The sequence below is a fragment of the Streptomyces sp. STAM6 genome (assembly GCF_054963715.1).
Genome location: NZ_JBUEFZ010000014.1, coordinates 145,935 through 154,663 on the forward strand (window position 1 = coordinate 145,935; position 8,729 = coordinate 154,663).

At 72.8% G+C, this 8,729-nt stretch carries 8 protein-coding genes; all 8 read right to left on the bottom strand.

The annotated features are described in order from the left end of the window. Positions 1-222: 222 nt before the first annotated feature. Positions 223-1,434: a cytochrome P450 gene (locus tag ACY34K_RS19100; RefSeq protein ID WP_462748574.1), complete on the bottom strand. Its 1,212-nt coding sequence runs from the start codon at positions 1,432-1,434 to the stop codon at positions 223-225. A 21-nt stretch (positions 1,435-1,455) separates the two neighbouring features. Then, positions 1,456-2,115 (bottom strand): response regulator, encoded by a 660-nt coding sequence (locus ACY34K_RS19105; RefSeq protein WP_462748576.1) that lies wholly within the window; start codon positions 2,113-2,115, stop codon positions 1,456-1,458. Next, complete coding sequence (locus ACY34K_RS19110; protein WP_462748590.1) at positions 2,112-3,362, bottom strand: sensor histidine kinase; 1,251 nt, start codon at positions 3,360-3,362, stop codon at positions 2,112-2,114. The genes ACY34K_RS19105 and ACY34K_RS19110 overlap by 4 nt, the downstream gene beginning before the upstream one ends. Before the next feature lie 128 nt (positions 3,363-3,490). After that, positions 3,491-4,315 (bottom strand): NAD(P)H-binding protein, encoded by an 825-nt coding sequence (locus tag ACY34K_RS19115; protein ID WP_462748578.1) that lies wholly within the window; start codon positions 4,313-4,315, stop codon positions 3,491-3,493. A gap of 52 nt (positions 4,316-4,367) precedes the next feature. Next, positions 4,368-5,264, bottom strand: coding sequence for an alpha/beta hydrolase family protein (locus tag ACY34K_RS19120; protein ID WP_462748579.1), 897 nt, complete (start codon positions 5,262-5,264; stop codon positions 4,368-4,370). Positions 5,265-5,354: 90 nt separating this feature from the next. Beyond that, entirely contained in the window at positions 5,355-6,554 is a 1,200-nt protein-coding gene (gene kynU, locus ACY34K_RS19125; protein ID WP_462748581.1) for a kynureninase, read from the bottom strand. Then, positions 6,547-7,392, bottom strand: a complete 846-nt coding sequence (locus ACY34K_RS19130) for a tryptophan 2,3-dioxygenase (protein ID WP_462748584.1) — start codon at positions 7,390-7,392, stop codon at positions 6,547-6,549. Before ACY34K_RS19130 ends, kynU begins: the two co-directional genes overlap by 8 nt. A gap of 243 nt (positions 7,393-7,635) precedes the next feature. Next, positions 7,636-8,445, bottom strand: a complete 810-nt coding sequence (locus ACY34K_RS19135) for a DUF3152 domain-containing protein (protein ID WP_462748586.1) — start codon at positions 8,443-8,445, stop codon at positions 7,636-7,638. Between the last annotated feature and the right edge of the window lie 284 nt (positions 8,446-8,729).

Here is an 8,729-nt window from a genome sequence, read left to right on the forward strand (position 1 = left end):
CGGCGGCTCCCCGGCTCCGGCGCATTCCGGCCCAGCGGCTCCCGGCCCGGCAGCTTCCCGGCCCAGCGGCTCCCCGGCCCGGAAAGGTGCCCGGCCAGTGGCTCCCAGACCAGCGGCTTCCCGGCCCAGCGGCTCCCAGACCGGCGGCTCCCCGGCCCAGCGGCTCCACGGCCCAGCGGCTCCCGGCCGGAAAGGTGCCCCGGCCGGAAAGGTGTCCGGCCCCTACACCTCGACGCGCAGTTCCTTCAGGCCCCGGATGACATAACCGGGCTGCCACTCGGGTTCCGCCGCGAGCCGCATCCGCGGCGCGCGGCGGAGCAGCGCGCCGAAGGAGGCGGACAGCTCCAGACGGGCCAGGGGGGCGCCCAGGCAGTAGTGCACACCGGCGCCGAAGGTGATGTGGGGGTTGTCCGCCCGGGTCAGGTCCAGCCGGTCCGGGTCCTCGAAACGGGCCGGGTCGCGGTTGGCGGAACCGAAGAGCAGCGCCACCTCGGAGCCCCGCGGGACGGTGACGTCACCGATCTCGATGTCGTCCAGGACCCACCGCTCGAACATCTGCAGCGGGGTGTCGAACCGCAGCAGCTCCTCCACGGCCGTCGGCAGCGCCGCGTCGCCCGCGCGCAGCACGGCCAGCTGCTCGGGGTGGCGGAAGAGTGTCCACCAGCCGTTCGCCGTGGTGTTCACCGTCGCCTCGTGGCCCGCGTTCAGCAGCAGCACGCATGTCGAGATCATCTCCTGCTCGCTGAGCCGGTCCCCCTCGTCGTGGGCCGCGATCAGCGCGCTGATCAGGTCCTCGCCGGGCACGGCCCGCCGCTCGGCGATCAGCTCCCGCAGATAGCCGGAGAAGTCGAGCGAGGCGCGTACGGCCCGCTCCGCGGTCGCCTCGTCCGGGTTCAGCTCGAACATGCCGCAGATCGCCGCCGACCAGGGCCGCAGCAGCCCGCGATCGGCCTCGGGGACACCGAGCATCTCGGCGATGACGGCGACCGGCAGGGGCTCGGCGACCTCCGCCAGCAGGTCCCCGCCGCCCGCCTCGACCAGCCGGCCCACCAGCTCGTCGGCGAGCCGCTCGACGAACGGAGCCAGCCGCTCGACCGTGCGGGGCGTGAAGGCCTTCGACACCAGCCGTCTGATCCGGGTGTGGTCGGGCGCCTCCAGATCGAGCATCCCGTTGCCGTTCAGCACGTGGAACGGCTCGTGCGCGGCGGGCGGAGGGGTCCGCCCGAACTCCTCGTGGGTGAACCGGTGCAGATACGTCCGCCCCAGCCGGCGGTCCCGCAGCAGCGCGGAGACATCGGCGTGGTGCGGGACGAGCCACTGCCGGCTCGGCTCGAACCAGTGCACCCGCCCGCGCGCCCGCAGCGCGGCGTACGCGGGATACGGATCGGCGACGAAGGCGGGCGCCCAGGGATCGAAAACGGCGGTGGCATCCATGGCGGGACGCTACCCGGCGGCCTATCCGGGTGTCACCAGCCTCGCCTCGTACGCGAACACCGCCGCCTGTGTGCGGTCCCGCAGCCCCAGCTTCACCAGGATGCGGCTCACATGCGTTTTGATCGTCGACTCGGCGACGACCAGGTGGGAGGCGATCTCGGAGTTCGACAGGCCCTGCGCGATCAGCACCAGCACCTCCGTCTCGCGCTCGGTCAGATCGCCCACCTGGGCCAGGGCCGGCGGGCGCGGGGTCTCCGCCGCCTTCGCGAACTCCGTGATGAGCCGCTTGGTGACGGTGGGCGCCAGCAGGGCCTCGCCGGCCGCGACGACCCGGACGCCGTCGGCGAGCTGCCGGGCCGACGCGTCCTTCAGCAGGAAGCCCGACGCGCCGGCGCGCAGCGCTTGGTAGACGTACTCGTCCAGGTCGAAGGTGGTCAGCACCAGCACCTTCGCGTCACCGTCGGCCGCGACGATCTCGCGGGTGGCGTCGATGCCGTTCAGCTCCGGCATGCGGATGTCCATCAGGACGACGTCCGGGCGCAGGGCGGCGACCTGCCGGACGGCCTCCCGGCCGTTGACGGCCTCGCCCACGACCTCGATGTCGGGCATCGCGTTCAGCAGGACCGAGAAGCCCTCCCGGACCATCATCTGGTCGTCGACGATCAGTACGCGGATGGTCATGACCGCTCCCCCGGGTCCCTCGGGGCCGGGATGAACGCCGCGACCTCGTAGCCGCCGTCCTCCGTGGCCTCCGCCGTCATTTCGCCGTCCAGCATGGCGACCCGCTCCCGCATGCCGGTGATGCCGTGCCCGGCACCGGGCGAGGGCTTCACCAGACCCCGCGCCGGACCGTTCACGATCCGCAGGCCGAGGCCGCCGAGCACGTACGACACCTCCACCTTCGCGGCCGCTCCCGGTGCGTGCCGCAGCACGTTGCTGAGTGCCTCCTGGATGATCCGGTAGGCGGAGAGCTCCACACCCTGCGGCAGCTCCCGCGGCGCGCCGGTCACCGTCTTGTCGACGGTCAGCCCGGCGTCACGGACGTTGGTGATCAGGCCGTCCAGATCGGTGAGCGTGGGCTGCGGCGCGTCCGGCGCCTCGTAGTCCTCGGCCCGGACCACCCCGAGGATGCGGCGCAGTTCGGTCAGCGCCGCCACCGCGTTCTCGCGGATCGTGACGAAGGCCTGCTCCAGCTCCGGCGGCGGGTTCTCGACCCGGTAGGGCGCGGCCTCGGCCTGGATGGCGACGACCGACATGTGGTGGGCCACCACATCGTGCAGTTCGCGGGCGATGGTGGTGCGCTCCTCCAGCAGGGTCCGCCTGGAACGCTCCTGCGCGGTGACCGTCTGCTGCGCGGTGACCTCCTCCTTGGCCTCGCGGCGCACCTGCCGGACCGTGACGACGAGGAGGGCCAGCGCGGCGAAGAACAGCATCTGCGGGGTGTTCTCGCCCAAGCCGCGGCTGAGCACGGCCCCGGCGAAGACCCCGTACACCGCGGTGACGATCCACATCCAGGCCGCGGCCCGGGGCCGGGTGCGCGCCGCGACCACGACCAGCACGATCAGATGCGCCACGAACGAGGCGTCCTGCCACGGCCACCCCGTCCAGTTCCCCGCCGCCAGCACGGCCAGGAACGGCGCCGACGCCATCGACAGCCAGAACGCGGCGAGCGGCCGGACCAGAGTGAGCAGTACGGCAGCGGCCGGGATCACCGCGAACACCGACAGGCCGGTGTCGTACCCGATGAACAGCACCATCAGGGCGGCCATGGCCACCGTGGCGTGCGGCGTCCAGACCAGCTGGGGGCGTATCCGGCGCGGCATGCGCCGTATCACCGGGCCGTCGGTGCCCAGGGGCGGGAGCAGCCGGTATTCGAATACGTCGTCGAACAGCTCCCGTCGCAGGCCCTGGACCAGGTCCTTGGCCATGCGGTACTCGGGGCTCCGGCTGGAGGTCTTGGTCTCGGTCACGCCCTAAACCGTAAGCGGGGGCGGGGACGCGGTCGTCACCTTCGATGCGGATCCTTCCGCGTCCCCCTTGAGGACTACACCGCTGATCAGGGACGGAACGCGGACGCGTGCTCGGCCGCCCACCGCGCGAACGTGCGCGCCGGGCGGCCCGTGACCCGCTCGACCGTGTCGACGACCGTGCGCCCGACGGCCGGGGTGTCGCCGTACGCCTCCAGCAGGAAGTCGATCACGTCCTGCGGGTGCCCGGCCGCCCGCCACTGCTCGACCGCCGCCTCCTCGGAGAGCTCGATCAGCGATATGGCGCGGCCCCGGGCCTGCGCGAGGGCGTCGACCTTGTCCTGGAGGGTGAGCACCTGGGGGCCGGTGATCACGTACTCCCGGCCGCCGTGCCCGTCCTCGGTGAGCGCGACCGCCGCGACCGCGCCGATGTCGGCCTCGTGGACCATGGCGCTCAGCCGGCCGGTGAACGGCTCGCGGACCTCGTCCGCGGCACGGACCGGCTCGGCCCACTCCAGGGCGTTGCCCATGAACTCCACCGGCATGAGCACGGTCCACGCGAAGCCGGGATCGGCCCGTACCGCGTCCTCCAGCGGGCTCGGTCCCCCGCCGTGCAGCACGGTGATCCGCCGGACGCCCGCCTCGCGGGCCAGTTCCAGGATGCGCGGACCGGTCTCCAGCGGGGCGAAGTACTCCCCCGAGAAGGTGATCAGATGGAGTCCGGTGACGCCCTTCAGGGCGTCGGTGAGGGTGTCGGGGTCGGTGAGGTCGCCGCGCACGACCTCCACGCCCTCGGGGAAGCCGGCCTTCTCCGGGTCGCGGGTGAGGGCGCGGACGGGCCTGCCGAGGCGCAGCAGTTCGGCGACCACCTGGCGGCCGACGGTTCCGGTTGCTCCGGTCACGAGATTCGTCATGGCGCCGAAGCTACGGGCCCTTGCGGTCAGCTTCCGTCCTCGAGTCGCCGCGTCACCAGGCGAGTTGCGCGATTTCCTCCGCGACCACCGCACACGCGTCCGCGACCGGGTCGATGAGCGGGAAGTGGCCCACGTCCTCCAGGAGTGTCAGCCCGACCGTCTCGCCCGCCTTCGCCGCGGCCTCCACATAGGCCTCCGCGACGGCCTGCGGGACGACGGTGTCCTCCCGGCCCTGCACGACGGCCGTGGCGATCCCGGTCGGCAGCAGCGCGGCCGGGTCGGCATGACCGACCCGGCCCGGGAACTCCGCCTGACCGCCGAGGAGTTGGTGGACCGCACCGGTGCAGACGTCCAGCTCCACGGCCCGCTCGAAGTGCGCGATGGGAGCGAGGGCGACGACTCCGCGCAGCTCGGGCGGCGCGGACAGCCGCCACGGCGACCCGGCGGGCAGTACATGCCGGGCGGCCGCCCACAGCGCCAGATGCCCGCCGGCCGAGTGCCCGGTCACGACGGTGCGGCGCGGGTCGGCCTGCGGCAGATGCGTGGCGGCCAGGGCGGGCAGCGCGTCGAGCGCCGCCGCCACGTCGTCGAACGTCTCCGGCCAGCGGCCCGCGACCGGGCCGTCGCCCGCCGCTTCCCGGCCCCGCCCACTGGGGATGTCACCGCCGCGCCGGTACTCCACGTTGGCGACGGCGAAGCCGCGCCGCGCGAGGTAGTCCACGAACGGGGTGATGTGCCGCCGGTCGTACGGCGCCCGCCACGCCCCGCCGTGCAGCACCACGACGAGCGGCACGCGTTCACCCAGGCCGCCCCCGTCGTCCCGGGGAGCGTAGAAGTCCACGATCTGGTCCGGGTGTTCCCCGTACGAAGCGGTGGAGTCCGGGTCGACGGCCGGATGCGACAGGGCCGACGCTTCCTCTGCGGCGTCGCGCGCGGCGGGGTCGGGCATAGTGCTCAACCTTTCGGAGCTGGGGCCGAATTGGCCTGACCTGCGGGGGACCGTATCAGGAGTACGGCCCCCGCAGATCAAGCTCGAACATCAGGCCGTGGGACCCGAAAGCACGTCCGCGAGGACGCGTGCCGCCCGCTCGGTGTCCGCGAAGCCGACGTACAGCGGCGTGAAGCCGAAACGCAGCACGTCAGGGCGGCGCAGATCGCCCACGACACCGCGCGCGATCAGCTCCTTCATCACCGCGGGAGCGTCGTCGCAGCGCAGCGCCACCTGGCTGCCGCGCTCCCCGTGGGCCTCCGGCGTCACGGACGTGACGCGGCCCTCGGGGGCGTACGCCCGGACGCACTCCAGGAAGAAGTCCGTCAGGGCCAGGCTCTTCGCACGTACGTCCTCGATCGACACTCCGTCCCACACGTCCAGCGCCGCCTCCAGCGCCAGCATGGACAGGATGTCCGGCGTGCCGACCCGGCCGCGCAGGGCACCGTCCGCCGCCGTGTACCCGGGCGTCATCGCGAACGGGTCGGCGTGCGAGTTCCAGCCCGGCAGCGGCGAGTCGAAGCGGCCCTGGTGGCGCTCGGCGACGTACAGGTACGCGGGCGCGCCGGGGCCGCCGTTGAGGTACTTGTACGTGCAGCCCACCGCCAGGTCCACACCGTGCGCGTCCAGGCCCACCGGCAGGGCGCCCGCGCTGTGGCACAGGTCCCACACCGCGAGGGCGCCCGCCGACCTGATCGCCGCGGTGATGCCGGGCAGGTCGTGCAGCCGGCCCGTGCGGTAGTCGACGTGGTTGACGAGCGCGGCGGCCGTACGCGGGCCGACCGCGGCCGGTACGTCACCGGGCTCGACCGGCACGAGACGCCGGCCGGTCAGACGTGCGGCCGACTCCGCTATGTACCCGTCCGTCGGGAACGTCGTCGCGTCCACGACGATCTCGTCACGGTCCGCGTCCGCCAGCCGCACGGCCCCGACCAGCGCCTTGAAGACATTCACGCTCGTCGAATCGCCGACGACGATCTGGCCGGGTGCCGCGCCGACGATCGGCGCGATCCGCTCGCCGATCCGCTCCGGCGCGGTCCACCAGCCGCTCTCGTCCCACGAGCGGATGCGCAGCTCGCCCCACTCGCGGCCGATGACGTCCGCCATCCGGCCGGGAACGTGGCGGGGCAGCGCGCCCAGCGAGTTCCCGTCCAGATACACCGCACCGTCGTCGAGCGCGAACAGCTCACGGTGCTTGGCCAGCACATCAGCGGTGTCCAGCGCCGCCGCCCTCGCCGTGAGATCAGACATGGCTGCGCGCCGTCCACAGCTCGGGGAAGACGTTCTTGCGGGCCCGCTTCTCCAGCCAGGCCACACCCGCCGAACCACCCGTGCCGGTCTTCGAGCCCATGGCCCGCCGGGTCGCCACCAGGTGGTCGTTGCGCCAGCGCCACACCAGCTCGCCGACGTCCGTGAGCGCCTCGCCGAGCCGCACCAGCTCGCCGTTCTGGTCCGGGTCCCCGTAGATCCCCGCCCAGATCTCCTCGATCACCGGCGACGGCTCGTACCGCTGCGACAGGTCGCGCCGCAGCACACTGTCCGGCACCGGCAGCCCGCGCCGCGCGAGGAGCCGCAGCACCTCGTCGTACAGGCTCGGCTCGTGCAGGGCCTTCTCCAGCTCGGCGTGGACCCGCGGCGCGCCCCGGTGCGGGACCAGCATCGACGCGGACTTCTCACCCAGCAGGAATTCCATGCGCCGGTACATCGCCGACTGGAACCCGGAGCCCTCCCCGAGGGCGCTGCGGTACGAATTGAACTGCGCGGGCGTCAGCTGGCCCAGCGGCTTCCAGGAGGCGTTCAGCGCCTCCAGCTCCCGTACGGACCGCTTCAGCGCGTCCATCGCGACCGGGACGCGGTCCTCGCGCAGGGCGCGGCTCGCGGTCTCCCACTCGTGGACGATCACGGTGAACCACAGCTCCATGACCTGGGTCGTCACCAGGAAGACCATTTCTCCCGGATCGTCCGAGAGCGGGTGCTGGAGGTGGGTGAGTACATCCGCCTGGACGTAGTCCTCGTACGGCGTCGTGCCTGCGAAGTCCAGGTTCGGGGTGTCCGAACCGGCTGCGGAGGCATTGGGGGCAGTAGACATCGCTGTCTCCATCAATGCGTGCTACCGGGTAGCGGTCTGCCCACACCTGTTCCGGCGCTGGGTTCGCCTCCGGGGCGCCTGCTGCGCGCGTCGACGGTCGATCGTGCTCGGGTCGCTCGTACCTCGCGACCCTCCGCGTTTCTCCCTCTCGACGCCCGCGCGCCCCTTCGGCTCACTCGCGCCTGCGGTGGAGCCCCGGTCCCCTCGGGCCGCGTCACGCGCCGGTGCGCGGTCCCAGTCGCATCATTGCACGAGCGGCCCGGTGATGTACCGGCCGTCCTCGTCATACGGCCACGCATTGGATCTGCAGCCGTCCAGGCCCTTGATCTGCTGCATCATCACCGGGGCGAGCTTTCCGGGACCGCCGCAGCCCATGTGCTGCCGGATGCCGATCTCGTGCCCGACCTCATGGTTGATGATCAAGTGGCGGTACTCGGTGGCGGGGCCCGTGAAGGTCGGCGAGCCCTGTGTCCAGCGCTTGAGATTGACCACGACGCCGTCGGTCGTCTCGCAGTTCAACTCCCCGCCGGTGTCGAACCCCTGGGCGCCGCAGAGCGTGTCGGCGGTCTTCGGGGTGGCGATCCGGATGACGAAGTCCGCCTTCTCCGCGACGAGTTGGAACGAGCCGCGACCGTGGGCGGCCCAACCGCGCGGGTGGGCAAGGATTCCCTGGATCTCCTGGGCCGCCTGCGGCGCGGAGATGCCGGTGCCGTTCTCGACCTGGACGCGGTAGCGGCGCAGGGGCCCGGAGCCGACCTTGGCGCCGGTGGCGCGGGCGGTGGTGAAGGTGCCGGGGCCCGGGGAAGGCACGCTTTTCGGGGGCTGGGCGGCGCCGGAGGGACGGGGAGAGGGGGCGGTGTCGGGGACGCTGCCGGGGGCGGTGCCGGGGGTGGGCTCACCGACCGGGGTGCCGGGGGCCCGGCCCATGGGACTGGCGGCGTTGCCGGGGGTGGCGGTGGCGGAGTGGTCCCCGCCCCGCCAGCGGGCGAGGGCGGCGCCCCCGCCCAGGCAGAGGGCCACGAGGCCCAGCGCCAGGAGAACTATCGGGGCCACCGAACGGCGGCCACCGGAACGCCCCCGGCCGCCGCTGCGACGGCGACGGCGACGGGGTGCGGCGGCACGTTTACCCACGACGGAGCTCTCCCCTGCTCGGCAAGGTAACGATTCGATTGCGAGCGATCGTACCGGCCGTTCGGGCCGTCGGCGGTGAGAGCACCCTCACCCGCCGTCCGGGAACCAATCCGGCCGGTCGGGTGTCGGGCGAGTGAGCGGAGCAGCGACAGGCGCCCGGTGGGGGGTCCCCCCGGCGAAGCCAGGGGGAGGACCGAGCCGCAAAC